Raw genomic sequence first — 26,391 nt, forward strand, 5'->3', positions numbered from 1 at the left:
GCGGAGGAAACTGCGACCGAACGGTGACATCCGTGGTGCTCGACGCCGTATGACGGTGTGGTTTTCTTCAGGTGTCCGAAAATCACGCCCGCCGGTGGCGATCCGGGTCACGGCCCGCCGCGCGGAGGACGTACGCGGAACCGGGGGCGCACGCGGAGTGCGCGGCACGTGCGAGCGGGACTCAAGGGGGAGCCGTCGTGGATCTCAAAGCCATGCTGAAAGCGGACGCGATACGTGGCGCGGTGAACGGGGACGGCAGGGGCCGCGTCATCGGCGGGTCCGTCGCGGTGCTCGGCCTGCTGCTGGTCCTGGTGCTGTTGGCCGTCGCCTCGTTCGGCGGCGACGGCGACTCGGCCGCCGCCGACCGGCAGCGCGGCGAGGACACCCCGAAGGGCCCCTCGGACGCGGTCGTCGCGGTCGCCCCGAAGGACGGCGCGAAGGGCGTGGGCACGTCCGGCGCGCTGAAGGTGACGGCGTCGGGCGGCAAGCTCACGAAGGTCGTCGTGCGGGACGGCGACGACCGCGAGATCGCGGGCAAGCTGGCCGCGGACGGCGCGTCCTGGAAGCCGGACGGGCGGCTGCGGGCCGAGACCGAGTACACCGTCGACGCGCGCGCCGAGGACTCCGAGGGTCGGGTTTCCGCCAAGAACTCCGCGTTCCGCACGGTCGCTGCCGACGAGACGTTCCTCGGCCGCTTCACACCGGAGGACGGCCAGGAGGTCGGCGTCGGGATGCCCGTGTCGATCACCTTCGACCGGCCGGTCGAGCACCGCGCGGACGTCGAGAAGGCCCTGAAGGTCAGCGCCGACCCCGAAGTCGACGTGCGCGGGCACTGGTTCGGTGACGACCGGATCGACTTCCGGCCGGAGGAGTACTGGAAGAAGGGCACCAAGGTCAGCCTGAGGATGGACCTGAAGGGCGTCGAGGGCGCCTCGGGCGTCTACGGCACCCAGGACAAGAGCATCGACTTCACGGTGGGCCGCAGCCAGGTCAGCGTGGTGGACGCCAAGAAGAAGGAGATGACCGTCACGCGGGACGGGAAGAAGATCAAGACCATCCCGATCACGGCGGGCAAGGCGCCCAACACCACGTACAACGGCAAGATGGTGATCAGCGAGAAGCACAAGGTGACCCGGATGGACGGGGAGACCGTGGGCTTCGGCGGCGAGTACGACATCAAGGACGTGCCGCACGCGATGCGGCTGAGCACCTCCGGCACGTTCATCCACGGCAACTACTGGGCGGGCGAGGCGACGTTCGGCGCGCAGAACGCCAGCCACGGCTGCGTGGGGCTGTTCGACCACAAGGGCGGCGGCTCGTCCACGCCCGCCGCGTGGTTCTTCAAGAACTCCCTCGTCGGTGACGTCGTCGAGGTGACGAAGTCCGACGACGAGACCATCGCCCCGGAGAACGGCTTCAACGGCTGGAACATGGACTGGAAGGAGTGGACGAAGTCCTGACCCGGCCGCCCGCCACGGGCCGGGACCGGTGAGGTCCCGGCCGGTCATCCCGGCGTCGGCACCGGTACGACCGTCAGCACCGCGGACACCACGACCACGGCGGCAAGCGCCCACCACTCCACCCGCGCCGGTCGCAGCACCTGGTCGCACCCCGGGCCGTCGGGCCCCGGTTCGCCCTCCCGGCCCCCGCGCCGCTCCCGGTCCCCGTCACGCTCCCCACCCCCGTCCGTCAGGCCGCGCCGCGCGGCCAGCGCCAGCGCGCTGACCGCCGCGAAGAGCGCCAGCTTCACCAGCAGCGTCCGCCCGTACGCCGTCTTCAGCACCTCCTCCGGCGGCAGCCGCCGCAGCGTGCTGCACGTGCCCGTGACGGCCACCGCCGTGAACGCGGCCGCCGCCAGCCGGGCCCAGCGCAGCAGCAACGCCCGTACCGCGTACGGGTGTCCACGCCACAGCACCCCGACGCGCAGCACGTACAGCAGGCCGCCGACCCACAGCGCGGCCGCCGTCAGGTGGGTGGCCGTGAGCAGCGCGCCGACCAGCGGGGTGTCGTCCTCCGGGTGCGCGCGCAGCGCCTCCGCGACCACGACCGCCGCCAGTGGTACGGGCGCCCAGGCGCGGCGGCCGGTGCCGAGGCAGAGGGCGGCGAGGAGGAAGCCGTTGGCGGCGAGATGGGCCAGTCCGCCCGTACGGGTGCCGTACACGTCGAGGTGCTGCCCGCCGCCCGGCCCGCCGTCCAGGAACCCGCCGCCGTCCAGCAGCAGGAGCTGCGCCTCGGCGCAGACCACGCCCGCCAGGGCGGCCCACGTCGCCCGGCTCGGCGGCGGCGGGCCGGGCGCCTCCGGCAGGGTGCGGGCCATGCGCGCGCCCGCGGCCTCGCCGAGGAGCACGGCGAGCGCGAGGTACAGCCCGGCGCGCAGCAGGGCCGCCGGTCCGGCGCCGGGCGCGTACGGTTCGCCCGTACCGGAGGTGGCGAGCGCCGCGCCGTACAGCGCGCCGAGCGCGCCCGCCGCCGCGAGCGCCGCGGTGACCGGGGCGCGCGGCACGCGGCGCCGGGCCTCGACGGGCGTACGGGACCCGACGAATGTACGGGGCGGGAGCGGGGCGGTGAGGGGGAGCGGGGAACGGGGGCGCGCGTGTCCGCCGGTGCGGTCGGAGACTGTCACCGCTCGATCATGTACATGGTGCTGTGGTGCGGCAAGATCGGACATACGGCGCCATCGCGGGTGACCGGGGACGTCACGGCCGGACGCCGCCGCCGTACGGTCCCCGGACCCGTACCGGCGCCCTGCCCCGTCCGTGTGAACGGCGGCTAACCTGCCCCGTATGACTGTGAACCTGGAAGTCGCCGACGGCGTCGGCACCGTCCGCCTCGACCGGCCCCCGATGAACGCGCTCGACATCGCCATGCAGGACGGTCTGCGGGCGCTGGCCGCGGAGGTCACCGCGCGGGACGACGTGCGCGCCGTGGTGCTCTACGGCGGGGAGAAGGTGTTCGCCGCGGGCGCGGACATCAAGGAGATGCAGCGCATGGACCACGTGGCGATGGTCGCCCGGTCGCGCGGCCTCCAGGACGCGTTCACCGCCGTGGCGCGCGTCCCCAAGCCGGTCGTCGCGGCCGTCACCGGCTACGCGCTGGGCGGCGGCTGCGAGTTGGCGCTCTGCGCGGACTTCCGCGTCGCGGGCGAGCGCGCGAAGCTCGGCCAGCCCGAGATCCTGCTCGGGCTGATCCCGGGCGCGGGCGGCACGCAGCGGCTGCCGCGGCTGATCGGCCCGTCGAAGGCGAAGGACCTCATCTTCACCGGCCGCCAGGTCCGCGCGGACGAGGCGCTGGCGCTCGGTCTCGTCGACCGGGTGGTGCCGGACGACGAGGTGTACGCGCGGGCGCACGAGTGGGCGGCCGCGCTGGCGGCCGGGCCCGCGACGGCGCTGCGGGCGGCGAAGGAGTCGGTCGACAGCGGCCTGGAGGCGGACATCGACACCGGTCTGGCGCTCGAACGCACCTGGTTCGCCGGGCTGTTCGCCACCGAGGACCGGGAGACCGGGATGCGCAGCTTCGTCGAGGAGGGCCCGGGGAAGGCCCGCTTCCGCTGACCCGCTGACCGACGGCGGCGTACGGCGCGGCACCGTACGCCCGTACGCCGCCCGCCCGTCACGGCTTGCGCGCCAGCCCCCCGTACACCGCGACCTCCCGCGGCTCCTCCAGCGGCGTCGCCTCCAGCCGCCACCGCGCGCAGGACACCACGCCGGGCGGCAGCAGCTCCAGCCCGTCGAAGTACCCGGCGATCTCCACCGGGGTGCGCGCCGTGTACGGGGCGGCGCCGCTGCTCTCGTTGTGGCGGCGCAGGGCCTCGACGTACGCGGGGTCGGTCGCGGAGCCGTCGTTCAGGCCGAGGTAGCTGCCGGACGGGAGGGCGTCGACGAGGCGGCGCACGGTGGCGCGCGCGTCGTCGTAGTCGGGGATGAAGGCGAGGATGCCCATCAGCAGCAGCGCGACCGGCCGCGTGAAGTCCAGGGTCTCGGCGGCCTGTTCCAGGATGCGGTCGGGGTCGCGTACGTCGGCGTCCACGTAGTCGCACCGCCCCTCGGGCGCGCTGGACAGCAGCGCGCGGGCGTGCGCGAGCACCAGCGGGTCGTTGTCCACGTACACGATCCGGCACTCCGGCGCGGCACGCTGCGCCACCTCGTGGGTGTTGTCCCGGGTGGGCAGGCCGGTGCCGACGTCCAGGAACTGCCGTACGCCCTCCTCCTCGGCCAGGTGCCGTACGACCCGGCCGATGAACGCGCGCGACTCGGCGGTCACGTCGCGCATGCCGGGGAAGACGGCCAGGACGCGTTCGGCGGCCTCGGCGTCGACCTGGTAGTAGTCCTTGCCGTCGGCCAGGTAGTTCCATATGCGCGCCGAGTGCGGCCGGGTGTTGTCGATCCGGTCGCCCGCCGGGATGCCGGCCTCGTTGCCGCCGTCCGCCATGTCCGTTCGCCTTCCTGTACGCCACTGTGCTCCGGCGGCCGCCGCGTGTCGGCGCCCGGTCGTGCTGCCCGCCCGTTCCCCACCCGCCCGGGGACACTCGTACGGAGGGCCCGTCCGCGCGGGCTGACCGGGCGTCAGCTCACGGTGCAGTCTCCCACCGGGGCGCCGCCGCGACCCCGGCCGCGCTCCGCCGGGTCCCGTACGCGCGCGCCGTGGGTGTACGGCGTACGCGCGCGCGGGCGCGGGACCGCCACGGGCCCGTGGGCCGGCCGAGGGGCAGGTCACGGGCGGGTGCGGGCGGATACAAGGATGCGGTACGCGCCGCGCGGGGCGCACGTCGGGGCGCGACGCGTACGCCGGAGGGCGCTCGCACGCGGCCTACTCGCCGGTACTCTCCGCAATCCCGCGGATCGGCCACGAATTCACCGCGCGCCAGCCATGATGGTCCCCATGGCGGGAGAGGGAGACGCGTCGAGTGCGACCGAGGCACCGGACGCGGCAGGCGACACGGTGCCCGGCGAGTCGGCGCGCACCGTCCTCGAACTCGTCGGAGACCCCACGGCGGGCGAGGTGCGGCTGCCCAACCGGCCGGAGTCCGCGAGCACGGCACGCCGACTGGCGCAGGCCGTTCTCCAACTGCGCTGGGCGCTGCCGCCGCAACCCACCGAGCACGCCGTGCTGCTCGTCTCCGAACTGGTCGGGAACGCCGTACGGCACACCGGCGCCCACGCCTTCGGGCTGCGGATGCAGCGGCGGCAGACCTGGATACGCGTCGAGGTCCGCGACCCCTCCCGGGGCCTGCCCTGCCTGCTGCCGGTGCACGAGCTGGACACCAGCGGGCGCGGACTCTTCCTCGTCGACCTGCTGTCCGACCGTTGGGGCGTGGACCTGCTGCCGCGTGGCAAGACGACGTGGTTCGAGATGCGCGTACCACCGCCCCCCGGTTGACGGGTGACGGGCCCTCGGCGGGAGGTCCGGTCCGGGCCCCCGCTGGACCGACCCCTCAGCGAGGGGATTGGACACCGCCGGGAGGTCCGGACGGGGCGGACCCGAACGGACGGCTCCCCGACGGCCGCGCCCCACGACCGCCCCGGGACGGGCGCTGGGCACTGGTCCGCGGGCTCCCTGTCGAACGCGCGGAGTCCCTCTCCGGTACCACGCGAGACGGGGTCCCATGCATGAACGCGCCGACATCCGTGCGCGAGCCACGGAAAAAGGGGACGAAACGACCGAGAGCGGTGAACACCGCACCACGCACCACGAGCGGGAAACGGGGAGGAGAACCGGCATGGGCCAGTTCAGCGGCAAGGGAGCGGTGGTCACCGGCGGTACGCGCGGGATCGGCCGCGCCATCGTGGAGCGGCTGGCGGCGGAGGGCGCCACCGTCGTCTTCAACTACGCGCACAGCGCGGAGGCCGCCGCCGACGTGGAGCGCGCGGTGGGCGGCGGACCGGGCGGCTCGAAGGCGTACGGCATCCGCGTCGACCTCGCCCGCAGGGGCGCCGCCGCCGAACTGATGGCCGCCGCCGACGAGATGCTCGACGGCCTGGACATCCTCGTGAACAACGCCGCCGCGGAGTTCACCCCGACGTCGCTCGCGGCGACGGACGAGGAACTGTACGACGCGGCGATGGAGGTCAACGCCCGTTCCACGTTCCTGACGATGCGCCACGCGGCGCGCACGATGCGGGACAACGGGCGCGTCATCAACATCTCCACCCTCAACACCACGCGCCCCGCCCCCGGTACCGCCGCCTACGCCGCCAGCAAGGGCGCCGTCGAGCAGCTGACGAAGGTCGCCGCGACAGAGCTGGGCCCCCGTGGCATCACCGTCAACGCGGTCTGCCCGGGGGCCACCGACACCGATCTGCTGCGCGGCACCAACCCGGCGGAGTCCCTGGAGCAGGTCGCCCGCCTCACGCCGTTGCGCCGTCTCGGCCAACCGGACGACATCGCGTCCGTCGTCGCCCTGCTGGCCGGTCCCGACGGCCGCTGGCTGACCGGCCAGCTCGTGCACGCTACGGGCGGTATCGGCTGACCTCGTCGCCCACGCGCTTGCCCTGCTTCCTGACCTGCTTCCCCTTCTTCTGCGCGTTCTTCTGCACGCGCTGCTGGGTGGTCTGCACGTGCTTTCCCGCCGAGTGCGCGGCGTGCCGGGTGCGCCAGCCCAGCGAGGGCTTGCCCTCGGTGTCCGCGACGGCCAGCAGCAGGCCACCGGCGAGGCCCGCGTTCTTCAGGAAGTGGATCAGGTGCTGCTGCCGCGCCTCCTCGTCCTCGTGCTCCCAGAACGCGTGCGCGGCGGCGGTCGTCGGTACGAGGCTGCCCAGCAGCAGGGCCGCGGACAGGCGCGGGCACCGGCCCAGCGCGAACAGCGTGCCCGCGCCGATCTTCACCGCCGCGTCCACCTTCACCAGCGTCTCCGCGTCGGTGGGCACGGAGTCGGGCAGCTGCTCGGCACGGTCGCCCAGCGCCTTGTCGAGGAACGGGCCGGCGGACTTGGCGTGCTCCTGGCTGTTACGGAGGGCGTTGACGCCGCCGGAGATGAAGATCGCGGCCAACAGGGGCCGGGCGATGCGGCGGAGGATCATGAGGGCACCTTTCGCGTTGCGCGGTCTCGCGGTCGTCACGAGCGGGGGCCCGCCCGTCGTCCGTGGCGCCCGACGGGAAGGTCGGGCGGAACGGGCGTGCGCGGCGGGCCCGAGGACACCTCGGCTTCCCGCGCCCTCCCGCTCCTACTCCTGATTCCTACTCCTCTTTGCCGCGCCCCGCCCCGCCGACGCACCGTTCCCGCGCGTGTCCCGCCGGGTGCGCCACGCCCCGCGCGCCGTACGGCCGACCCCGCGCCCGCCGTTCCCCGTACGCTCCCGACCCCGCGCGCTCCCGGCCCGTACGCCCGCCCGTGCCCGTACGGCCGTACGCTCACCCCGCTTCGCGGACGACGGCCGCGAAGCGGTGCGCGACCGTACGCCAGACGCGGGCGGACGCCGGGTCGTCCCGCTCGGCCGTACGGCGGACCTCGCCGGGGTCGAGGCCGTGCCGCGTCATCCGCTCCGGGGGCCAGCCCGCGACGTCCGCCGCCGAGGCCTCGGGGTGGAACTGCACGCCCCAGGCCCGTTCCCCGGAGCGGAACGCCTGGTACGGGCAGTTCTCGCTCTCCACCAGCCAGCGCGCGCCGGGCGGCAGAGCGGTGATGGCGTCGACGTGGTTCTCGACGCCCGTCAGCCGGGGCGGCAGCCCGCCGAAGAGGGGGTCGTCGGCCGCCTCGGCGCGCAGCGTCAGCGCCGTGCTGCCGACCTCCGGGACGCCGTGCTCCGCCCGTACGGTGCCGCCCGCGGCCTGGGCCAGCAACTGCCCGCCGAGGCAGATCCCGAACACCGGCACCGCCGCCTCCAGCGCCTGGTCGACCAGCTCGCGGGTGCGGCGCAGCCACGGGGCGCGCGCGTGGTCGTCCGGCATGAGGCCGCCGCCGAGGACGACGAGCGCGCCGTGGGTGAGCCGGGCGGGCAGCGGGGCGCCGTCGTAGGCGTGCACGACGTCGAGGGCCAACGGCCCGCCCGCGCCGACGTCGACGCCGTTCCCGCCGTCCGCGCCGGGCTCGGTGAGCCAGTCGCCGAAGCGCTTCGGCCCACCCCTCGGACCGTTCTGCACCACGAGTACGCGTGTCATCCGGCAACCTCCCTCTAAGCCCCCGCGCCGGTAAGGTGATGGTATGGCTTATGTGTCCGTGAACGGTGTCACACTCGGCTACGACGAACACGTCTGCCGGGACGTACCTCCCAGTCGCGCCAACGGCCGTTCCGCGGTCGACCTGCCGCCCGTGGTGCTCGTGCACGGGCACCCGTTCAACCGGCGGATGTGGGCCCCGCAGGCCGCCGCGCTCGCCGCCGACGGGCACCGCGTGGTCACCGCGGACCTGCGTGGGTACGGCGAGAGCGAGGTCGTCCCCGGCGTCACGACGCTGGAGGTCTTCGCCCGCGACACGCTCGCGCTGCTGGACCACCTGGGGCTCGAACGGGTCGTGCTCGGCGGGCTGTCCATGGGCGGCCAGATCGTCATGGACTTCTACCGGATGTTCCCCGAGCGCGTCTGCGGCCTGCTGCTGGCCGACACCTTCGCCGCCGCCGAGACGCCCGAGGGCCGGGCCGCGCGCCACGCGATGGCGGACCGGCTGCTGGCCGAGGGCATGGACGCGTACGCGGACGAGGTCCTCGACCGGATGGTCGCCCCGTACAACGTCACCGCCCTCCCGCAGGTCGCCGCCGACGTGCGGGCCATGATGCGGTCGACGCCCCCCGAGGGCGCCGCCGCCGCGCTGCGCGGCCGGGCCGAACGGCCCGACTACTGCGAGCTGTTGACCCGCGTCACCGTGCCCGCGCTGGTCGTCGTCGGCCGCGACGACGCGTACACCCCGGTGCGCGACGCCGAGGCGATGCACCGGCTGCTGCCGGACTCGACGCTCACCGTGGTGCAGGGCGCCGCCCACATGCCGAACCTGGAGCGGCCCGCCGAGTTCAACGCCGCCTTCCGCGCCTTCCTCACCCGCGTGTGCGGCACCACCGGGCACTACGGCGCGACCGGCGAGTACGCGACGGTGCGGCCCGGCGAGGACTGAGGGACGGTACGGGCGGGCGTACGGCCTGCCGCCGGGCTCAGTAGCGGACGGTGTGCGTCAGCGAGAAGTGCTCCAGCACGTCCTCCATCGGGTCGTCGATCTGGCCGGTGGAGACCAGCGACACGTGCGGCCCGTTGTGCGAGCCGTGGTGCGTCTCGTCGGCGTGCGCCTCCGTGGCCGCCGCCCCGGTCAGCGCGAGCGCGGCGAGCGCGCCCGCCGCCCGCCGCCGTGCCGTCGTCGTGCTGCCGTGCGTCCCGCTGTGCATCGTCCGCTCCTCGCTCCGGCGTCCGGCCCCTGCCGTCCGGCGCCCGGTGTCCCCGCGCCCGGTGTCCGGCCGGGACGAGGCTACGGAAGCGCGCGCACCGACACGGAGCACGATCGATTCGCCAACGGGAATTCACCCGGCGGCAGCAAGCCGCTGCTCGTGCGCCACGTCCGCCCGTGACCTCCGCTGTGGCGGCGGCCGATAACCGGAGGCGCCCCGCCGTACGCCGCCTTAGCATGCGGAAACGTGACCCACAGCCCACGCACCGGCCGCCCCGTGCCCGCCGACGACCGCCTCCACCCGTTCCGCCTCGACGTGCCGGAGGCCGACCTCGACGACCTGCGCGACCGTCTCGACCGCACCCGGTGGCCCGACGAACTCCCCGACGCCGGTTGGGACTACGGCGTCCCGCGCGACTACCTCCGGGAGCTGGTCCACCACTGGCGGCACGCGTACGACTGGCGCGCCGCCGAGGCCGCGCTCAACCGGTGGCCGCAGTTCACCACCGTCCTCGACGGCGCCACCGTCCACTTCGCGCACCTCCGTTCCCCGGAGCCCGGCGCGACGCCGCTGCTGATGACGCACGGCTGGCCGGGTTCCCTCGTCGAATTCGCGGACGTGGCGGGCCCGTTGACCGACCCGCGCGCGTACGGGGGCGACCCGGCCGACGCGTTCCACCTCGTGCTGCCGAGCATCCCCGGCTTCGGGCTGTCCGGGCCGACGCGCGAACGGGGCTGGGAGTTCCGGCGGGTGGCGGCGGCGTTCGCGGAGCTGATGACCCGCCTCGGGTACGAGCGGTTCGGCGCGCAGGGCGGCGACTGGGGCGCGGCCGTCTCCCGCGAGCTGGGCCGTACGCACCCGGAGCGGGTCGTCGGCGTCCACCTCAACCTGCTGCCCGGCGCGCACGCCACCGCCGAGCCCACCCCGGCGGAGCTGGCCGCGCTGGCTCCGGAGGAGCGGGCCCGTACGCTCCGCTCATGGGACCGTACGCGCGAGTGGCAGCGCGAACGCCAGGGTTACGCGGACATCCAGGCGACCCGGCCGCAGACCCTCGCGTACGGGCTGACGGACTCGCCGGTCGGCCAACTCGCCTGGATCGTCGAGAAGTTCAAGGAGTGGACGGACTCGCGGGACCGCCCGGAGGAGGCCGTCGACCGGGACCGGATGCTGACGAACGTGATGCTGTACTGGCTGACCGGCACCGCCGGCTCCGCCGCCCGCCTCTACTACGAGCGCGCCCACGCCGCGTACCGGGACGCCGCCCCCGAGCCCTCCACCGCGCCGACGGCGCTCGCGGTCTTCCCGTACGAGAACTTCCTCGCCCTGCGCCACGTCGCGGAGCGCACGGACCGGGTCGTGCGGTGGACCGAGTACGGGCGGGGCGGGCACTTCGCGGCGCTGGAGCAGCCGGAGGCGCTGGTGGCGGACGTACGGGCGTTCTTCCGCGAGCTGCGCGCCTGACGGCCGGTCCGGGGTCCCGCCGAGCCGGAGGTCAGGAGGCGCGGAAGAAGGCGGACATGCCGTCGACGTCCGACAGGTAGCTGTCGACGCGGACGACGCGCCCGTCCCGCATGCCGAGGACCGTCGCCAGGTGCTCGTCGAGGACGCGTCCGTCCGCCGCCTCCGCGGTGTTGCGCAGGGACAGGGCGACGCCGTCGGCGCCGACGAGCACGTGCAGCAGCTCCGTACGCACGCCGCCGCCCGCGATCTCCCGCGCCCGGCGCACGGCCGCGTCGGCGCCGCGCGCGGTGCCGGAGATCGAGCCCGCGCCGGGCATCGTCCAGGTGACGTCCTCCGCGAACAGCGCGCGCAGGGCGTCCCAGTCCCGCTCCTTGAACGCGTGCAGAAAGGCGTGGGCGAGCGCCGCGTGGGCGCCGTTCTCGGTCATGGAACCCCTCGCGGGTCGGACGGTCGCTGCGGTGCCCACGCTACGGCCGGACCCGCCGCTCCGGACGGCCCCAACCGGGTGCTCCGACCACCGGGCCGGGCGGAGGCGCGTACGGGCGCTACTCCGCGCCGTCCGCCGACAGCCGCCGCGTGATCCGGTCGAACAGCTCGGTCAGCGGCTCGCCGACCTCCTGCCCGAAGGAGGTCAGCCCGTACGTCACCCGGGGCGGCGTCGTCGGCTCGACCTCCCGCCAGACGAGCCCGTCCCGGACGAGCGCGCGCAGCGTCTGGGACAGCATCTTCTCGCTGACGCCCTCGATGCTCCCGCGCAACTCGTGGAAGCGGAGGTCCTGCTGGCGCAGGGCGATCAGCACCCACACGCCCCACCGGCTGGTCACGTGGTCGACCACCTCGCGGGCGACGCAGCCGGTGTGAAACACCTCATACGGCGTGCCCGGTGCGGCCGTTCTGCGCTGCGCGCCTTCCGTCATGGGAGGAGCTTACCTTTAAGTATGTACTTACGGAAAGTTAGCCCCAGCTCCTAGCGTGCACGCCGTACGGAGAGCACACCGAAGGAGCTGAACATGATCGTGGTGACCGGAGCCACCGGAAACATCGGCACGCCGCTGACACGCGAACTGGCCGAAGCGGGCCACCGCGTGACCGCCGTTTCGCGGCACGCGGCCACGGTGCCCGACGGCGTCCACCACAGGGTGGCGGACCTCGGCGCACCGGCCGGTCTCCGGCCCGCGCTGGAGGGGGCGAAGGCCCTCTTCCTGCTGCTGTCCGGCGACCTGCACGCCACCGGGGCCAACCCGGCCGACCTCGTCCGCGAGGCCGTCGACAGCGGGGTGCGCCGGATCGTCCTGCTCTCGACGCTGGGCGTGGTGACCCGCCCGTTCGGTACGACGCGGGTCGCGATGCGCGCGCTGGAGGACACCGTGCGCGACTCCGGCCTGGACTGGGCCGTCCTGCGGCCGGGCGGATTCGCCTCCAACGCGCTGTGGTGGGCCGATTCCGTCCGTACGGAACGGGTCGTCGCCGCGCCCTTCGGCGACACCGGCGTACCGGTCGTCGACCCGGCGGACATCGCCGCGGTCGCGGCGGCCTGCCTCGTCGACGACCGGCACACCGGCGCCGTGTACGAGCTGACCGGACCGGAGGTCATCACCCCGCGCGGACAGGCGGAGGCGCTCGCGGCGGCCGTCGGCGCGCCGGTGCGGTTCCACGAGCTGACCCGCGCGGAGGCCAGGGCCGGGATGGCGCAGTCCATGCCGGTGGAGCTGGCGGACGACACCCTGGACATCCTCGGCGCCCCCAACGAGGCCGAGCAGCGCGTCAGTCCGGACGTCGAGCGCGTCCTCGGCCGGGCCCCGCACACGTTCGCGGAGTGGGCCGCCCGGAACGCCGCCGCGTTCCGCTGAGGCCCGCGTACGCGCGTACGCCCGCGACCACCGGTGGACGGTGGGCGCGGGCGTACGGCTCCCGCGTGCGGCGCGGGCGTACGGCTCGCGGCGTGCGCCGTGGCTCAGTGGTCGTCGACGATGCGGGTGGCGACGCCGTCCTCGATCTTCACCTCGGCCGAGAAGCCCTCCTTCGACGCGGCCTCCAACTCGGCCTCGGTGCACGGCGTCGCGGCCTGGCCCTCCTCGTCGCCGCAGACGTCACCCGTGCCCTGGATGTCGGTCTCGGTGGAGGTGAAGAACGCCTGCTTGACGCCCTTCATGTCGGTCACCGTGTACTTGCCGGGCGCCATGTACTCGACGTTGCCGAGCCAGGTCCCGGTGACGCCCTCGCCCTTCGCCTGCTCCCCGGACTCCTTCTCCGGCTCCGAACCGGCGTCGTCCCCGCCGGTCGCGTCGTCGCCACCGGTGCTCCCACCGCCCTGGTCGCCGCCCCCGGTGCCGTCGTCGGCCGCGTCGCCGCCCGCGTCCTCGTTCCCGCCCGCCTTCCGCTCCTGTGACGAGGAGCTGTCCGACTTCGTGTCGTCCGAGTCGTCGTCGCCCCCGCAGGCGGTGAGCAGCGCGCTCGTCGCGAGGAGCGCGGCGGCGGCGAGGGCGGTCTTGCGGCGGTAGGTGCGGAGCATGGTGCTTCCCCCAGGTCACGTGCGGTGGCCGCGGACGGCGCTGCCGCGCCACGCCGCTGCCCTTGCTTGGTCGGTCTCCACCTTGACCCCGGCCCCGGCCTGCGGGGAAGGGCGGTTACGGGGTGATGACAAGGCCGTCGTCCGCGCGGAACGTCCGGTGCGGACGGACCGTACGGAAAGGGACACAGGGGAACGGGCGTACGCGGTGCCGCGTCGCGTCAGTCCCGCCGTCCGGCGCGCCAGTCCCGTACGACCCGCTCCGGGTCGTACGGCGTCAGGCGCAGTGGCGGCCCCTCCGGCGGGTGGCGGAGGGCGGCGCGGATCCTCTCGTTGACGTCCGCGACGATCGCGCGGACCCGCGCCTCGGACGGGGCCCGCGCCGCCTCCGCGAGCGCGTCCTGCGCCTCCTTGCGGAGGGCGAGCGAGGGCGGCAGGTACGACAGTCCCTCGCGTTCCATCTTCGAACGGACCCACCACAGGTCGTCGTACGGCCGGTCGGCGTCCGGCAGCGGTCGGCCCGCGCCGGGCAGGTCGTCCAGCTCGCCGCGTTCCGCCGCCTCGCGGATCTGGCGGTCGACCCAGCTCTCGAAGTCCAGGCCGGGCGGCTTGCGTTCCGTCATCTCGGGCCCCTCTCGGTACTGCCGTGGCGCCGGTCACTTTTCATGGTACCGACGTACGACAAAAATCCTCGCCCGCCCGTGTGGGTCTTTCGGCCCGGCGGACAACGACGAACGGTGACTGGTGGGCACACCCCGGCGCAGGGCATCGTCTGGTACACGACAACGGCATCGGGAGTGGAACGTGAGTCTTGACCAGTCGCAGCGACGGTTCGTCATCCGTCAGAAGCTGACGCCGATGGTGAACCGCTACGTGGTGCACGCGGCCGGGCCGAACGGCGAGGAGGGGCCGGTCGTCGCGTTCGCGCAGCAGAAGCGGATGGCCTTCAAGGAACAGGTCACCTTCTACGCCGACGAGTCGGCCGCCAAGGCGCTGTTCACCTTCCAGGCACGGCAGCTCTTGGACCCCGGGGCGACGTACGAGGTACGCGACGTGGTCGGCGGTGAACTCGGCCAGTTCCGCAAGGACTTCAAGGCGTCCCTGCTCCAGAGCACCTGGCACCTGCGCGGCGTGGGCGCGCGGGCCGACACCACGGGCCGCGAGCGCAGCAAGTTGGTGGCGCTGCTACGCCGGGTGTGGGGCTTCATCCCGTTCCTCGAACTGCTGCCGTTCGCCTGGCCGTACCACTTCGACTTCGCCGAGGGCGGGCGCCCGGTGATGTCCGTGGACAAGAAGATCGGCCTGCGCGACCGCTACGTGCTCGACATCGCGTCCCCGGACCTCGACCGCCGCCTGGCCGTGGCCCAGGCGGTGGCCCTGGACGCCCTCCAGTCCCGCTGACCCGCCCCGGCCGCACGCCCCGCCCGTCCGCGTCCGCGTCCGCGTCCCACGCCGCCCGCCCGGACGGGCGAGCGGCGCGGGGCGGCCTGGGCGCGGATCAGCCCCGGGCGCCGGGGAGTTCGGCGCGTACGGTGCGGGCCGCCGCCACCAGGTGCTCCAGGGACGCGCGGGTCTCCGGCCAGCCGCGGGTCTTCAGACCGCAGTCCGGGTTGACCCACAGGCGTTCCGCCGGGATGGCCTCGAGTCCCTCGCGCAGCAGGGCCGTCGCCTCCTCGGTGCTCGGCACGCGCGGGGAGTGGATGTCGTAGACACCCGGGCCCGCCTCACGCGGGTAGCCGTGGTCGGCCAGTTCGTGCGCGACCTGCATGTGCGATCGGGCGGCCTCCAGGCTGATCACGTCCGCGTCGATGTCGTCGATGGCCTGCACGATGTCACCGAACTCCGCGTAGCACATGTGCGTGTGGATCTGCGTGGCCGCCCGCACCCCGCCCGTACTGACGCGGAACGCCTCGGTGGCCCACGCCAGATACGCCTCCCGGTCCGCCGCCCGCAGCGGCAGCGTCTCGCGCAGCGCCGGTTCGTCGACCTGGATCACCGCGGTGCCCGCGGCCTCCAGGTCGGCCACCTCGTCGCGCAGGGCGAGCGCGACCTGCCGCGCCGTGTCGCCCGGCGGCTGGTCGTCCCGTACGAACGACCAGGCCAGCATGGTGACCGGCCCGGTCAGCATGCCCTTCACGGGCCGCCGCGTCAGCGACTGGGCGTACGTCGTCCAGCGGACCGTCATCGGCGCGGGCCGGGAGATGTCCCCGGCGAGGATCGGGGGCCGTACGTAACGGGTGCCGTACGACTGGACCCAGCCGTGCCGCGTCGCGAGGTAGCCGGTCAGCTGCTCCGCGAAGTACTGCACCATGTCGTTGCGTTCGGGCTCGCCGTGCACCAGGACGTCGAGGCCCGCCTCCTCCTGGAACGCCAGCACGTCGCGGATCTCCGACTCGATGCGCCGCTCGTACCCCGCCGTGTCGATCCGCCCGGCCCGCAGGTCGGCGCGCGCGGTGCGGATGCGCGCCGTCTGCGGGAACGAGCCGATGGTCGTCGTCGGCAGCAGCGGCAGCCCGAGGTGCGCGCGCTGCGCCGCCGCGCGCTCGGCGTACGGCTCCGGGCGGCGCGTGTCGGCCGCGGTGACGGCGGCGGCGCGGGCCCGTACGGCCGGGTCGTGCGTCAGCGCGGAACCGGCGCGGGACGCCAGGTCGGCGCGGTTGGCGGCGAGTTCGGCGGCGATGCCGTCCGTGCCCTGGGACAGGCCCTTGGCGAGGGTGACCACCTCGGCCGTCTTCTGCCGCGCGAACGCCAGCCAGCGCAGCACCTCGGCGTCGATCTCGTCCTCGGCCCGCGCGTCGAGCGGTACGTGCAGCAGCGAGCAGGACGCCGCCACGTCGACCCGGTCGGCGAGACCGAGCAGGGTGGCGAGGGTGGAGAGGGACTTCTCCAGGTCGTTGATCCAGATGTTGCGGCCGTCGACGACACCGGCCACCAGCCGCTTCCCCGGCAGCCCGCCGACGGCGGCGAGCGCGTCCAGATTGGCGGCGGCCGGGCCGGTGAAGTCCACCGCGAGGCCGTCGACCGGGGCCTTCGCGAGGACCGGCAGCGCGTCACCGAGCCGGTCGAAGTACGACGCGACCAGCAGCTTCGGACGGTCGGTGAGACCGCCCAGCGTGTCGTACGCCCGCCTGGCCGCGGCCAGTTCGGCCGCGTCGCGGTCCTGGACGAGCGCGGGCTCGTCCAGCTGCACCCACTCGGCGCCCGCGGCGCGCAGGTCGGCCAGCACCTCGGCGTATACGGGCAGCAGCCGCTCCAGCAGGGTCAGCGGCGCGAAGTCGGCGGCGACGCCGGGCGCGGGCTTGGCCAGCAGCAGGTACGTGACCGGGCCGACCAGCACGGGCCGGGGCGCCAGGCCGAGGGCGAGCGCCTCCCGTACCTCGCCGACCTGCTGGGCGGAGTCGGCGGTGAACACGGTGTCGGGGCCCAACTCGGGCACCAGGTAGTGGTAGTTGGTGTCGAACCACTTCGTCATCTCCAGGGGCGCCACGTCCTGGGTGCCGCGCGCCATCGCGAAGTACCCGGCGAGGGCGTCCGCCTCGACGGCCGCGCGGTGGCGTTCGGGGACGGCGCCGACCATCACGCTGGTGTCCAGCACGTGGTCGTAGAACGAGAAGTGGCCGGTCGGCACCTCGTGGACGCCCGCGTCGGCGAGCTGTCGCCAGTCGGCGGCGCGGAGGTCGGCCGCGGTGGCCCGGAGGGCGTCGGCGGTGACGCGGCCCTTCCAGTGGCCCTCGACGGCCTTCTTCAGCTCCCTGTCGGGGCCCTGACGCGGGTAGCCGTACACGGTGGCCCGTGCCGCCGCGGCTGCGGACTCGGATGTCACGGAGATCTCCTTCGCGAGATGTCTCGTCGGGTCCCGGACCGTACGAGCGCGCGAAGGCGGACAGCGGCGGACGTGCGGCGCGCGGCACGCGCCGTCGGTCCTCCGTGGGTGTCGCCGACCGGCCCTCGCGGTCACGGAACGTCCGCGCACGTCACGTACGCACGCGGGCAACGGGCAGGTCTTCGGACTCGCGGGCGCGCCTGCCGGTCTCCCGGCGGGCACCTACTGGCCGTCGCTTCCCGGGCCCGTACGGACCCAGTGCGTATGACGGCGGTCGTTCCCGCTCACCGCTGCGGGGCAGTCCCGGACTCACACCGGGTTCCCTCTTACGACGCCTCCCGCCTGGCGGACGGGGCGAACCAGCTGCACCGGCCAGCGTAGACGCCGTACGGCGCGGGTGGGTAGTGCGTCCCGAGGCGTGGGCGCGGTACGGGGCGGCGCGGGGGAGCGGGCGGGCGCGCGTGGCCGGTCGGTACGCGCTGGACCGGCCGGGACCCGGGCCCATAGGGTCGGTTGCCCGCCTCCGGCGACCCGGGAAGGACCAGCCACACCATGCGCACCCACGAGACCCGCGGCCGTACGGGGGAGTCCCGGTGACCGACGGAACCCGCCCGACGGGCGGAACCGACCGCCCCGACGCCGCCGACGAGGACGTGCTGTTCGACATCGACGGCCACGCCGCCCGCGTCACCCTCAACCGGCCCCGCGCCCTCAACGCGCTCACCCACGCCATGGTGCTGCGTGTCGACGCGGCGCTGACGGAGTGGGAGCACGACGCGTCCGTCCGTACGGTCGTGCTCACGGGCGCGGGGGAGCGCGGCCTGTGCGCGGGCGGCGACATCCGCGCCATCCACGACGACGCGCGGGTACGGGGCGGCGCCTCGGGCCCGTTCTGGCGCGACGAGTACCGGCTGAACGCCCGTATCGCCCGCTACCCCAAGCCGTACGTGGCGCTGATGGACGGCATCGTGATGGGCGGCGGCGTCGGCGTCTCCGCGCACGGCTCCGTCCGCGTCGTCACCGAACGCTCCCGCGTCGCCATGCCGGAGACCGGCATCGGCTTCGTCCCCGACGTCGGCGGCACGCACCTGCTGGCGCGCGCCCCCGGCGAACTCGGCACGCACCTCGGCCTGACCGGCGCGCAGGCGGGCGCCGCCGACGCGCTGCTGTGCGGCCTCGCGGACCACCACGTGCCGTCCGAGGCGCTGCCCGCCCTGCTGCGCGACCTCGCCCGGCTGCCCGCCGAGGAGGCCGTACGCGCGCACGCGACGCCGCCGGAGCCCGGCGTGCTCGCGGCGGACCGGGGCTGGATCGACGCCTGCTACGCCGCCGCTACGGTCGAGGAGATCGTCGACCGTCTCGCCGCCGACGGGGCGCCCGCCGCCAAGGAGGCGGCGGAGACGCTCGCCGGGCGGTCCCCGACCGCGCTGAAGGTGACGCTCGCGGCGCTGCGCCGGGCCCGCCGACTGGGCACGCTGGAACGGGTGTTGGAGCAGGAGTACCGCGTCTCGCGCGCCTGCCTCGACAGCCCGGACCTGGTCGAGGGCATCCGGGCGCAGGTCGTCGACAAGGACCGCCGCCCGCGTTGGGCCCCGGCCACACTGGCCGGGGTCGCGGAGGCGGACGTGGAGCGGTGCTTCGCGCCGCGCGGCGACGGCGGACTGGGCCTCGCGCCGGGCCCGGAGGACGCGGCGGGCTGAGGACGCGCGGACGACTCGGGGCGGGCGTACGGGGGACGGCGTACGCCCCCCCCGCCAGCCGTCAGCCCTCCGTGTCCCGTTCCCCCTCGGGCCGCCGCAGCAGGTACGTGTCCATGATCCAGCCGTGCCGGGCGCGCGCCTCCGCCCGTACCTCGCGGATGCGGTCGGCCACGTCCACCAGCCGCCCCGAAACGAGGAGTTCGTCGGGGGTGCCGAGGTACGCGCCCCAGTAGATCCACACGTCGTCGCCCGTGACCTCGCCGAACGACTCGTGCGCGTCCAGCATCACCACCACGTCCCCGCCGTCGAGGGACGCCTCGTCCAACCGCCGGGCGGGCGTGATGTGGACGGGCCGCCCCACCTGGTTGAGCGGTACGCGGTGCCGGGCCGCCAGGGCGGACACGCTGGTCACCCCGGGCACCACCTCGACGTCCAGCGCCACCGTCCCGCGCTCCGCGACCCGGTCCAGCACGCCGAGGGTGCTGTCGTACAGCGAGGGGTCGCCCCACACCAGGAACGCGCCGGTCCCGCCGGGCTCCAGGTGCTCCCGTACGAGCCGCTCGTACACCTCCGCGCGCCGCGCCCGCCAGTCGTGCACCGCCGACGCGTACCCCGCGCGGTCCCCGCGGGTGCGGTCCCGCCAGGGGTCCTCGGCGTCGACCACGCGGTACGGGCCCGTGGCGTGCTCCTCCAGCATGCGCCGCCGCAGGTTCGTCAGGGACTCCTTCTCCGGCCCCTTGCCGAGGACGAAGAACACCTCCGCCCGCCGGATCGCCTTCACCGCGGCGAGCGTCAGATGGTCGGGGTCGCCCGCGCCGATGCCGATGACGAGGACGTGGCGGGGCTCCGCGCCCGCTGGTTCGCTGCTCAAGGGAGTCTCCGCTCTCCGTTCGCTGTCCGACGTACGGGGCGCGGCGCACCGGACGCCGGCGTGCCGCGTACGGGGGTCAGCACTCGATGACGTTCACCGCGAGGCCGCCGCGCGCGGTCTCCTTGTATTTCACCTTCATGTCCGCGCCCGTGTCCTTCATCGTCTTGATCGCCTTGTCCAGCGAGACGTGGTGGCGGCCGTCGCCGCGCAGCGCCATCCGGGCGGCGGTGACGGCCTTGACCGAGGCCATGCCGTTCCGCTCGATGCAGGGGATCTGGACGAGGCCGCCGATCGGGTCGCAGGTGAGGCCGAGGTTGTGCTCGATGCCGATCTCGGCGGCGTTCTCCACCTTCTCCGGTCCCCCGCCCAGCACCTCCGCGAGGCCGCCCGCCGCCATCGAGCAGGCCGAGCCGACCTCGCCCTGGCAGCCGACCTCGGCGCCCGAGATCGACGCGTTCTCCTTGAACAGCATGCCGATGGCGCCCGCCGCCAGCAGGAAGCGGACGACGCCGTCCTCGTCGGCGCCGGGCACGAAGTTCATGTAGTAGTGCAGGACGGCGGGGATGATCCCGGCCGCGCCGTTCGTGGGGGCGGTGACGACGCGGCCGCCCGCGGCGTTCTCCTCGTTGACGGCCATCGCGTAGAGCGTGATCCACTCCATGGCGTGCGCCTGCGCGTCGCCCGCCGCGCGCAGCTGGCGGGCCGAAGGGGCGGCGCGGCGGCGGACCTTGAGGCCGCCGGGCAGGATGCCCTCGCGCGACAGGCCGCGCGCCACGCACTCCCGCATCACGGCCCAGATCTCCAGCAGCCCGGCGCGTACCTCGGCCTCCGTGCGCCACGCCTTCTCGTTCTCCAGCATCAGCGCCGAGATGGACAGCCCCGTCTCGCGCGTCAGCCGCAGCAGTTCGTCGCCGGTGCGGAAGGCGTACGTGAGGGGGGTGTCGTCCAGCCGGATGCGGTCCTCGCCGACGGCGTCCTCGTCGACGACGAAGCCGCCGCCCACCGAGTAGTACGTCTTCTCCAGCAGCGGCGTCCCCGCGGCGTCGTACGCGAAGAGCGTCATGCCGTTCGCGTGGTACGGCAGGGAGCGGCGCCGGTGCAGCACCAGTTCGCGCGTCTCGTCGAACGCGATCTCGTGCGCGTCCCCGATCTCGGCCGCGAGCAGCCGCAGCCGCTTCGTGCCGCGGATGCGCTCCAGCCACCCGTCGGCCTGCTCGATGTCGACGGTGGCGGGCGAGTGGCCCTCCAACCCCAGCAGTACGGCCTTGGGCGTGCCGTGGCCGTGGCCGGTGGCGCCGAGCGAGCCGTACAACTCGGCGCGTACGGACGTGGTGTGGGCCAGCAGGCCCTCGTTCTTCAGCCGACGGGCGAACATCCGCGCCGCCCGCATCGGGCCGACCGTGTGCGAGCTGGACGGGCCGATGCCGACGGAGAAGAGATCGAAGACGGAGAGTGCCATGACGACCTCCGGGCGGTCAGGCGGGTGTGGGCGTGAGGAGCGGCGCACCGCGGCGCGCGGGGCGTACGCGGTGGGCGGGCGTACGGAGGAACGGCCGTACGGGGAACGGGAGTCGGGCCGGGGGACGGCGGCGCGGGTGGCGGTGATGCGCGCGGTGGTGGCGACGCGGGGGACGGCGCGGCGCGCGGTGGGGCGCCCGGAGCATGTCCGGGCGCCCCGGCCGTCGCTACGCGCCGAGCCCCGGGTACAGCGGGTGCTTGGCGGCGAGCGCCGTGACGCGCTCGGCGAGCGCCTTCGTGGCTGCCTCGTCGGTGCCCGGCTTCAGCGCCTCCGCGATGATGTCCGCGACCTCCGTGAAGTCCTCCGCCTGGAACCCGCGGGTCGCCAGCGCGGGCGTACCGATACGCAGCCCGGAGGTGACCATCGGGGGGCGGGGGTCGTTCGGCACGGCGTTCCGGTTGACGGTGATGCCGATCTCGTGGAGCCGGTCCTCCGCCTGCTGCCCGTCCAGCTCGCTGTGCCGCAGGTCGACGAGGACGAGGTGGACGTCCGTACCGCCCGACAGCACCGAGACGCCCGCGTCCACCGCGTCCTGCCGCAGCAGGCGCTCGGCCAGGATGCGCGCGCCGTCCAGGGTGCGCCGCTGGCGCTCCTTGAACTCGTCGCTCGCCGCGATCTTGAACGAGACCGCCTTCGCCGCGATCACGTGCTCCAGCGGACCGCCCTGCTGGCCGGGGAAGACCGCCGAGTTGATCTTCTTCGCGTACTCCTGCTTCGACAGGATCACGCCGCCGCGCGGCCCGCCGAGCGTCTTGTGCGTCGTGGTGGTGACCACGTCCGCGTACGGCACGGGCGACGGGTGCAGGCCCGCGGCCACCAGCCCGGCGAAGTGCGCCATGTCGACCATCAGCAGCGCGCCGACCTCGTCCGCGACGCGGCGGAACGCGGCGAAGTCGAGCTGGCGCGGGTACGCCGACCAGCCCGCGATGATCATTTGCGGCCGGTGCTCGCGGGCGAGCTTCTCCACCTCGGCCATGTCGACCTGCCCGGACCGCTCGTCCACGCGGTACGCGACCACGTTGTAGAGCTTGCCGGAGAAGTTGATCTTCATGCCGTGGGTGAGGTGCCCGCCGTGCGCCAGGTCCAGACCCATGATCGTGTCGCCCGGCTTGAGCAGCGCGAACATCGCGGCGGCGTTCGCGGAGGCGCCCGAGTGCGGCTGCACGTTGGCGGCCTCGGCGCCGAAGAGTTCCTTCACCCGGTCCCGCGCGAGCCGCTCGATCACGTCGACGTGCTCGCAACCGCCGTAGTAGCGGCGGCCGGGGTAGCCCTCGGCGTACTTGTTGGTGAGCACCGAGCCCTGCGCCTGGAGCGCCGCGACGGGCGCGAAGTTCTCCGAGGCGATCATCTCGAGGGTGGACTGCTGGCGGTGCAACTCGGCGTCGACGGCGGCGGCGACGTCCGGGTCCACCTCGTGGAGGGAGCTGTTCAGAAGAGTCATGAAGTCTTCCTAAGGGAGTCCGGGCAGGGGAGACCTGGCGGGCGGGTACGTGCTCAGTTGCCGGCGGTGAAGGCGGCGTACTCGTCGGCGGACATCAGGCCCTCCGGCTCGCCCGCCACCCGCACCTTGAACAGCCAACCGCCCTCGAAGGGCGCGGAGTTCACCAGCGACGGGTCGTTCACGACGTCCTCGTTCGTCTCGGTGACCTCACCGGTCACGGGGGAGTAGAGGTCGCTCACCGACTTCGTCGACTCCAGCTCCCCACAGGTGTCGTCCGCGGTGACCTGCGCACCGACCTCGGGAAGCTGCACGAAGACGACGTCACCGAGCGCGTCGGCCGCGTGCGCCGTGATCCCGACCGTCGAGACGCCGTCCTCGGCGGCCGACAGCCACTCGTGCTCCTTGCTGTAGCTCAGCTGCTGGGGGTTGCTCATGGTGCGATTCTCCTGGATGAGGGGTCCGGGCGGACGGTCGGGCGTGGGGGCGGGCGGACGCGGCACCCGGCGGACCGGGCGCCGGGGGGCTACTTCGCGCGCTGGTAGAAGGGCAGGGCGACGACCTCGTACGGTTCATGGCTACCGCGGATGTCGACCGCCACTCCCGCCGTGCCGGGTTCGGCGTACGCGGCGTCCACGTACGCCATGGCGACCGGCTTCCCCAGCGTCGGGGACGGGGCGCCCGAGGTGACCTCGCCGACCACCCGCGCGTCCGTCGCGCCGCCGGTCGCGTCACCGTCCGCGCCGCCGGTCGCGGCGACCACCGGGTAGCCCGCGCGCGGCACCCGGCGGCCCTCCGCCACCAGGCCGACCAGCTTGCGCGGCGGCGCCGTCGCCGCGCGCTCGGCGGCGGCCTCCAGCGCCTCGCGGCCGACGAAGCGGCCCTCGTTCGACGTCTTCTCGAACTTCACGGTCCGCCCCAGCCCCGCGTCGAACGGCGTGGTGTCCCGGCTCAACTCGTGCCCGTACAGCGGCATCCCCGCCTCCAGCCGCAGCGTGTCCCGGCAGCTCAGCCCGCAGGGCACCAGCCCCGCGCCCTCGCCCGCCGCCGTCAGCGCCTCCCAGACGGCGACCGCGTCGGCGGGCGCGACGAACAGCTCGAAGCCGTCCTCGCCCGTGTAGCCGGTGCGCGCGATCAGCGCCTCCCGCCCGGCCACCGTGCCCGGCAGCCCGGCGTAGTAGCGCAGCCCGTCCAGGTCGGCGTCGGTGACGGACTTCAACACCCCGGCCGCCTCCGGGCCCTGCACGGCGAGCAGGGCGTACGCCTCGCGGTCGTCCCGTACGGCGGCGTCGAAGCCCGCCTGCCGCTCGACCAGCGCGTCCAGGACCACCTGGGCGTTGGCGGCGTTGGCGACGACCATGTACGCGTCGTCCGCCAGGCGGTAGACGATCAGGTCGTCGAGGATGCCGCCCCGCTCGTCGCAGATCATGGTGTAGCGCGCGCGGCCCGGCCGGACCGCCGCGAGGTTGCCGACCAGCGCGTAGTCCAGCAGCTCGGCGGCCTGCGGCCCGCTGACGGTGATCTCGCCCATGTGGGAGAGGTCGAAGAGACCGGCGCGGTCGCGTACGGCGTGGTGCTCGTCGCGCTCGCTGCCGTACCGCAGCGGCATGTCCCAGCCCGCGAAGTCGGTCATGGTGGCGCCGAGGGCGCGGTGGACCGCGTCGAGCGCGGTGCGGCGCGGCTCGCCCTGGGGCGCGCCGCCGTCGGCATGGGTGGGGGTGCTCGTCATGTCAGGCTCCCGGGAACGGTGAATCCGATGTCCTCCCCATCTGTCATCGGAACCTGAGAGGTTCGCCCCGAGCCCGCGAACGGACCGCGACTTGCACCTTGGGTGGGACCGCCGCCACGGCGGCCCGCTTTTCAGATGTGCCTCGTCCGCGCGGTATCGGGGCCTGAGAGATTCAAGGGAGGATCTTGCTCCTTCGGCGCCCCGACGCACGGCCGGGAACTCTCCCGCGCGGATTACGAACGGCCTGTATGGAGTTGGCCTCGACATCATCGCACGGCATGGTCGGCGGGCAATCGCCTTGTCGCTCATTACCTTTTCTTGACACTCTCGGAAGAAGACCGTGGGCGAGCACGCGGTGCCGACCGGGGGGAGACATCAGGTGGAGAGTCTGCGCAGCGCGTACGCGACACCGTCGGGGGCGGGTCTGCCGGCCCGTCCGACCGTCCCCGTGGCGGGCCGTGATCTCCGCGGCACGACCGTGGCCAGAACGCTTCGCTTCCCCGCCGGGGACCGGATCGTCGTCTCCGGCCTCCCGGGCAGCGGCAAGTCCACGCTGATCCGCCGGACCGTCGCGGTGGACCAGCGCTCCGTGCGCCGCGTCGACTCGCAGGACGCCCGGGAGCGCTGGGCACGGCGGCTGCCGCACTGGCTGCCGTACGTCGTCTACCGCCCGCTCGTCCGCGTCGCCCACTACGCCGGGCTGCGCCGCGCGCTGGCGTCCGGCGCGAGCGTCGTGGTGCACGACTGCGGCACCCAGACCTGGGTCCGGCGCTGGATCGCCGCCGACGCGCGGCGGCGCGGCCGGGGGCTGCACCTGGTGCTGCTGGACGTGCCGCCGGACACGGCGCTCGCGGGGCAGGCGGAGCGGGGGCGGGGCGTCTCCGGGTACGCCTTCGCGCGGCACCGCCGCGCGGTGCGGCGGCTCCTCGCGGACGTGGCCGAGGGGCGACTTCCGGCCAGCTGCGCCTCGGTGGTCCTGCTCGACCGGGAGGCGGCGGGCGCGCTGCGCGGCGTGGCCTTCGACCGGGGCGCGTGACGGCGGTGCCCCGGCGGCGGCGCGGTCCCCGGGCCCGTACGCGCGGGACGGCCCGCCGCCCCGGGTGGGGGCGGCGGGCCGCGTACGGGGTTCCGCGCCGGAGGAAGCGGCGCCGGAACGGTCCCGGAGGGTCAGCGCGCGAAACCGGCGCCGGTCGGCGCGGAGGTGCCCTGCTCCATCAGCTCCTGCTGCCGACCCTGCTCGCGCGCGTCCCCGCGCTGCTGCCCGTCGGCCGACGCGACCTGCGGCAGGCCCGCCATGTCGGGGGCGGGGAGGCCGCCGTCGGCCATGGCGGAGGCCATCAGGTTCACGGTGGCCGTGACCGTCCGCTTCAGCTCCTTGCCGAGCTGCTGCCGCTCACCGGAGACCGACGCCTTCAGCATCGTGTCGACCTGCTTGCGGAGCGCCGCCGCGGCCTTGGGCGTCAGGTCGGCACGTCGCGGCGCGACGCGTTCGCCGAGTACGGGCGCGGGCGCCGTCGCGGAGTCCGACCGGGTCGCACCGGCGCGCTGCTCCCGTACGTCCGCGAGGGCCCGCGCCACCGCGGCGGACAGCTTGTCCGCTCGGTCGGCGGACACCTTGCCCTCGGGGGCCTTCACGACCTCCTGCACGGCGGTGACGACCGGCTTGACCACGCGGCCGGTGTTCTGGAGCACCTGTGCCTGTCGCGAGACCTGTTCGGCGCCGGGCAGGGCGGGCGCCGGGGCGGCCGCGGTCTTCGGCGCGGGCCGGGCGTCGGCGGCGATCGCCGCGGAGGCGGTGCCGACCGTGCCGAGCACGAGACCGGCGGCGAGGGCGAGGGACGTCGTCGTGTGGACGCGCATGGGAGCAAATCCTTCTTTTTGCGGGTGTAACGGGACGCGGCCCACTTTTCGCCAGCCCGGAGCGCACCGCAACCGGAGGCTCGCGCCGGGTGACCATCCGGGTTACGGCAGCCCGGCCGGCGCCCCCGCCCCCGTACGCCCCGCCCCCGTACGCCCCGGCCCGTACGCCCGCCCCC

General features: G+C 74.4%; 26 protein-coding genes and 2 riboswitches. Of the genes, 10 read left to right on the forward strand and 16 right to left on the reverse strand.

What is annotated here, in order from left to right; translation table 11 throughout:
• Window positions 1–212 precede the first annotated feature (212 nt).
• Window positions 213–1,460, forward strand: coding sequence for an Ig-like domain-containing protein (locus D7M15_RS21525; RefSeq protein ID WP_121518997.1), 1,248 nt, complete (start codon window positions 213–215; stop codon window positions 1,458–1,460).
• 44 nt (window positions 1,461–1,504) lie between these two features.
• Here the strand turns inward: D7M15_RS21525 and D7M15_RS21530 are convergent, their stop codons facing one another.
• Window positions 1,505–2,623 (reverse strand): CopD family protein, encoded by a 1,119-nt coding sequence (locus D7M15_RS21530; protein WP_240649410.1) that lies wholly within the window; start codon window positions 2,621–2,623, stop codon window positions 1,505–1,507.
• A 160-nt stretch (window positions 2,624–2,783) separates the two neighbouring features.
• Between D7M15_RS21530 and D7M15_RS21535 the strand changes: the two genes are divergently transcribed.
• Window positions 2,784–3,551 (forward strand): enoyl-CoA hydratase-related protein, encoded by a 768-nt coding sequence (locus D7M15_RS21535; RefSeq protein ID WP_121518999.1) that lies wholly within the window; start codon window positions 2,784–2,786, stop codon window positions 3,549–3,551.
• A 58-nt stretch (window positions 3,552–3,609) separates the two neighbouring features.
• On the opposite strand, the gene D7M15_RS21540 is transcribed toward D7M15_RS21535, so the two are convergent.
• Entirely contained in the window at window positions 3,610–4,428 is an 819-nt protein-coding gene (locus tag D7M15_RS21540; protein ID WP_121519000.1) for an SAM-dependent methyltransferase, read from the reverse strand.
• A 450-nt stretch (window positions 4,429–4,878) separates the two neighbouring features.
• On the opposite strand from D7M15_RS21540, the gene D7M15_RS21545 reads away from it, so the two are divergent.
• Window positions 4,879–5,376 (forward strand): ATP-binding protein, encoded by a 498-nt coding sequence (locus tag D7M15_RS21545; RefSeq protein ID WP_240649411.1) that lies wholly within the window; start codon window positions 4,879–4,881, stop codon window positions 5,374–5,376.
• Between the two features lie 340 nt (window positions 5,377–5,716).
• Entirely contained in the window at window positions 5,717–6,466 is a 750-nt protein-coding gene (locus D7M15_RS21550; protein ID WP_121519002.1) for an SDR family oxidoreductase, read from the forward strand.
• On the opposite strand, the gene D7M15_RS21555 is transcribed toward D7M15_RS21550, so the two are convergent.
• Entirely contained in the window at window positions 6,447–7,016 is a 570-nt protein-coding gene (locus D7M15_RS21555) for a DoxX family membrane protein (RefSeq protein WP_206337401.1), read from the reverse strand. The genes D7M15_RS21550 and D7M15_RS21555 overlap by 20 nt on opposite strands.
• A 331-nt stretch (window positions 7,017–7,347) precedes the next feature.
• Window positions 7,348–8,094 carry a type 1 glutamine amidotransferase gene (locus D7M15_RS21560; protein ID WP_121519003.1) on the reverse strand — a complete coding sequence of 249 codons (747 nt, stop codon included), beginning with the start codon at window positions 8,092–8,094 and terminating at the stop codon, window positions 7,348–7,350.
• Between the two features lie 43 nt (window positions 8,095–8,137).
• Between D7M15_RS21560 and D7M15_RS21565 the strand changes: the two genes are divergently transcribed.
• Window positions 8,138–9,040, forward strand: coding sequence for an alpha/beta fold hydrolase (locus D7M15_RS21565; protein WP_121519004.1), 903 nt, complete (start codon window positions 8,138–8,140; stop codon window positions 9,038–9,040).
• Between the two features lie 37 nt (window positions 9,041–9,077).
• Here D7M15_RS21565 and D7M15_RS21570 read toward each other — a convergent pair whose 3' ends face one another.
• Window positions 9,078–9,305: a hypothetical protein gene (locus tag D7M15_RS21570; protein ID WP_121519005.1), complete on the reverse strand. Its 228-nt coding sequence runs from the start codon at window positions 9,303–9,305 to the stop codon at window positions 9,078–9,080.
• 276 nt (window positions 9,306–9,581) lie between these two features.
• Here D7M15_RS21570 and D7M15_RS21575 point away from each other — a divergent pair, with 276 nt between their 5' ends.
• Entirely contained in the window at window positions 9,582–10,766 is a 1,185-nt protein-coding gene (locus D7M15_RS21575; RefSeq protein WP_121521185.1) for an epoxide hydrolase, read from the forward strand.
• Window positions 10,767–10,797: 31 nt separating this feature from the next.
• Here the strand turns inward: D7M15_RS21575 and D7M15_RS21580 are convergent, their stop codons facing one another.
• Entirely contained in the window at window positions 10,798–11,193 is a 396-nt protein-coding gene (locus D7M15_RS21580) for a nuclear transport factor 2 family protein (protein WP_121519006.1), read from the reverse strand.
• 118 nt (window positions 11,194–11,311) lie between these two features.
• Complete coding sequence (locus tag D7M15_RS21585; protein ID WP_121519007.1) at window positions 11,312–11,683, reverse strand: helix-turn-helix domain-containing protein; 372 nt, start codon at window positions 11,681–11,683, stop codon at window positions 11,312–11,314.
• A gap of 93 nt (window positions 11,684–11,776) precedes the next feature.
• On the opposite strand from D7M15_RS21585, the gene D7M15_RS21590 reads away from it, so the two are divergent.
• On the forward strand, window positions 11,777–12,616 hold the full coding sequence (locus tag D7M15_RS21590; protein ID WP_121519008.1) for an NAD(P)H-binding protein: 840 nt from the start codon (window positions 11,777–11,779) through the stop codon (window positions 12,614–12,616).
• Window positions 12,617–12,720: 104 nt separating this feature from the next.
• Here the strand turns inward: D7M15_RS21590 and D7M15_RS21595 are convergent, their stop codons facing one another.
• Both D7M15_RS21595 and D7M15_RS21600 read right to left on the reverse strand, forming a co-directional pair.
• Window positions 12,721–13,278 (reverse strand): hypothetical protein, encoded by a 558-nt coding sequence (locus D7M15_RS21595; protein ID WP_121519009.1) that lies wholly within the window; start codon window positions 13,276–13,278, stop codon window positions 12,721–12,723.
• A 218-nt stretch (window positions 13,279–13,496) separates the two neighbouring features.
• Window positions 13,497–13,898 (reverse strand): DUF1992 domain-containing protein, encoded by a 402-nt coding sequence (locus tag D7M15_RS21600; protein ID WP_121519010.1) that lies wholly within the window; start codon window positions 13,896–13,898, stop codon window positions 13,497–13,499.
• A 181-nt stretch (window positions 13,899–14,079) separates the two neighbouring features.
• Between D7M15_RS21600 and D7M15_RS21605 the strand changes: the two genes are divergently transcribed.
• Window positions 14,080–14,676 (forward strand): hypothetical protein, encoded by a 597-nt coding sequence (locus D7M15_RS21605; RefSeq protein ID WP_121519011.1) that lies wholly within the window; start codon window positions 14,080–14,082, stop codon window positions 14,674–14,676.
• A gap of 97 nt (window positions 14,677–14,773) precedes the next feature.
• Here D7M15_RS21605 and metE read toward each other — a convergent pair whose 3' ends face one another.
• The gene (metE, locus tag D7M15_RS21610) at window positions 14,774–17,098 is read right to left on the reverse strand and encodes a 5-methyltetrahydropteroyltriglutamate--homocysteine S-methyltransferase (RefSeq protein WP_121519012.1); all 2,325 of its coding nucleotides are present in this window, start codon (window positions 17,096–17,098) and stop codon (window positions 14,774–14,776) included.
• A gap of 176 nt (window positions 17,099–17,274) precedes the next feature.
• Window positions 17,275–17,427, reverse strand: a riboswitch (cobalamin riboswitch).
• A 264-nt stretch (window positions 17,428–17,691) separates the two neighbouring features.
• On the opposite strand from metE, the gene D7M15_RS21615 reads away from it, so the two are divergent.
• Complete coding sequence (locus D7M15_RS21615; RefSeq protein WP_165906313.1) at window positions 17,692–18,798, forward strand: enoyl-CoA hydratase/isomerase family protein; 1,107 nt, start codon at window positions 17,692–17,694, stop codon at window positions 18,796–18,798.
• Between the two features lie 61 nt (window positions 18,799–18,859).
• Here the strand turns inward: D7M15_RS21615 and cobF are convergent, their stop codons facing one another.
• The 5 genes from cobF to gcvT all read right to left on the reverse strand — a co-directional run bounded on the left by cobF (window position 18,860) and on the right by gcvT (window position 24,355).
• Entirely contained in the window at window positions 18,860–19,669 is an 810-nt protein-coding gene (gene cobF / locus D7M15_RS21620; protein WP_121519014.1) for a precorrin-6A synthase (deacetylating), read from the reverse strand.
• Between the two features lie 76 nt (window positions 19,670–19,745).
• Window positions 19,746–21,128, reverse strand: a complete 1,383-nt coding sequence (locus D7M15_RS21625; protein WP_121519015.1) for an L-serine ammonia-lyase — start codon at window positions 21,126–21,128, stop codon at window positions 19,746–19,748.
• A gap of 226 nt (window positions 21,129–21,354) precedes the next feature.
• Window positions 21,355–22,629: a serine hydroxymethyltransferase gene (glyA, locus tag D7M15_RS21630; RefSeq protein WP_121519016.1), complete on the reverse strand. Its 1,275-nt coding sequence runs from the start codon at window positions 22,627–22,629 to the stop codon at window positions 21,355–21,357.
• A gap of 53 nt (window positions 22,630–22,682) precedes the next feature.
• Window positions 22,683–23,063 carry a glycine cleavage system protein GcvH gene (gene gcvH, locus D7M15_RS21635; RefSeq protein WP_121519017.1) on the reverse strand — a complete coding sequence of 127 codons (381 nt, stop codon included), beginning with the start codon at window positions 23,061–23,063 and terminating at the stop codon, window positions 22,683–22,685.
• Between the two features lie 89 nt (window positions 23,064–23,152).
• Entirely contained in the window at window positions 23,153–24,355 is a 1,203-nt protein-coding gene (gene gcvT, locus D7M15_RS21640) for a glycine cleavage system aminomethyltransferase GcvT (RefSeq protein ID WP_121519018.1), read from the reverse strand.
• A gap of 141 nt (window positions 24,356–24,496) precedes the next feature.
• A riboswitch (glycine riboswitch) is annotated at window positions 24,497–24,592 on the reverse strand.
• A gap of 187 nt (window positions 24,593–24,779) precedes the next feature.
• Between gcvT and D7M15_RS21645 the strand changes: the two genes are divergently transcribed.
• Window positions 24,780–25,391 carry an AAA family ATPase gene (locus D7M15_RS21645; RefSeq protein ID WP_346428835.1) on the forward strand — a complete coding sequence of 204 codons (612 nt, stop codon included), beginning with the start codon at window positions 24,780–24,782 and terminating at the stop codon, window positions 25,389–25,391.
• A 131-nt stretch (window positions 25,392–25,522) separates the two neighbouring features.
• Here D7M15_RS21645 and D7M15_RS21650 read toward each other — a convergent pair whose 3' ends face one another.
• Window positions 25,523–26,215: a hypothetical protein gene (locus D7M15_RS21650; protein WP_121519020.1), complete on the reverse strand. Its 693-nt coding sequence runs from the start codon at window positions 26,213–26,215 to the stop codon at window positions 25,523–25,525.
• Window positions 26,216–26,391: the final 176 nt, after the last annotated feature.

Origin of the sequence: Streptomyces sp. Z26 (assembly GCF_003665095.1) — a bacterium.
In the GTDB taxonomy this organism is placed as follows: Bacteria; Actinomycetota; Actinomycetes; order Streptomycetales; family Streptomycetaceae; genus Streptomyces; species Streptomyces phytohabitans.

Bases quoted from the DNA above. Each gene is read 5' to 3' on its own strand.
- D7M15_RS21525 (WP_121518997.1), top strand. From the start codon at position 213: ATGCTGAAAGCGGACGCGATACGTGGCGCGGTGAACGGGGACGGCAGG.
- D7M15_RS21535 (WP_121518999.1), top strand. From the start codon at position 2,784: ATGACTGTGAACCTGGAAGTCGCCGACGGCGTCGGCACCGTCCGCCTC.
- D7M15_RS21540 (WP_121519000.1), bottom strand. From the start codon at position 4,428: ATGGCGGACGGCGGCAACGAGGCCGGCATCCCGGCGGGCGACCGGATC.
- D7M15_RS21545 (WP_240649411.1), top strand. From the start codon at position 4,879: ATGGCGGGAGAGGGAGACGCGTCGAGTGCGACCGAGGCACCGGACGCG.
- D7M15_RS21550 (WP_121519002.1), top strand. From the start codon at position 5,717: ATGGGCCAGTTCAGCGGCAAGGGAGCGGTGGTCACCGGCGGTACGCGC.
- D7M15_RS21555 (WP_206337401.1), bottom strand. From the start codon at position 7,016: ATGATCCTCCGCCGCATCGCCCGGCCCCTGTTGGCCGCGATCTTCATC.
- D7M15_RS21560 (WP_121519003.1), bottom strand. From the start codon at position 8,094: ATGACACGCGTACTCGTGGTGCAGAACGGTCCGAGGGGTGGGCCGAAG.
- D7M15_RS21565 (WP_121519004.1), top strand. From the start codon at position 8,138: ATGGCTTATGTGTCCGTGAACGGTGTCACACTCGGCTACGACGAACAC.
- D7M15_RS21570 (WP_121519005.1), bottom strand. From the start codon at position 9,305: ATGCACAGCGGGACGCACGGCAGCACGACGACGGCACGGCGGCGGGCG.
- D7M15_RS21580 (WP_121519006.1), bottom strand. From the start codon at position 11,193: ATGACCGAGAACGGCGCCCACGCGGCGCTCGCCCACGCCTTTCTGCAC.
- D7M15_RS21585 (WP_121519007.1), bottom strand. From the start codon at position 11,683: ATGACGGAAGGCGCGCAGCGCAGAACGGCCGCACCGGGCACGCCGTAT.
- D7M15_RS21590 (WP_121519008.1), top strand. From the start codon at position 11,777: ATGATCGTGGTGACCGGAGCCACCGGAAACATCGGCACGCCGCTGACA.
- D7M15_RS21595 (WP_121519009.1), bottom strand. From the start codon at position 13,278: ATGCTCCGCACCTACCGCCGCAAGACCGCCCTCGCCGCCGCCGCGCTC.
- D7M15_RS21600 (WP_121519010.1), bottom strand. From the start codon at position 13,898: ATGACGGAACGCAAGCCGCCCGGCCTGGACTTCGAGAGCTGGGTCGAC.
- D7M15_RS21625 (WP_121519015.1), bottom strand. From the start codon at position 21,128: ATGGCACTCTCCGTCTTCGATCTCTTCTCCGTCGGCATCGGCCCGTCC.
- glyA (WP_121519016.1), bottom strand. From the start codon at position 22,629: ATGACTCTTCTGAACAGCTCCCTCCACGAGGTGGACCCGGACGTCGCC.
- gcvH (WP_121519017.1), bottom strand. From the start codon at position 23,063: ATGAGCAACCCCCAGCAGCTGAGCTACAGCAAGGAGCACGAGTGGCTG.
- gcvT (WP_121519018.1), bottom strand. From the start codon at position 24,355: ATGACGAGCACCCCCACCCATGCCGACGGCGGCGCGCCCCAGGGCGAG.
- D7M15_RS21650 (WP_121519020.1), bottom strand. From the start codon at position 26,215: ATGCGCGTCCACACGACGACGTCCCTCGCCCTCGCCGCCGGTCTCGTG.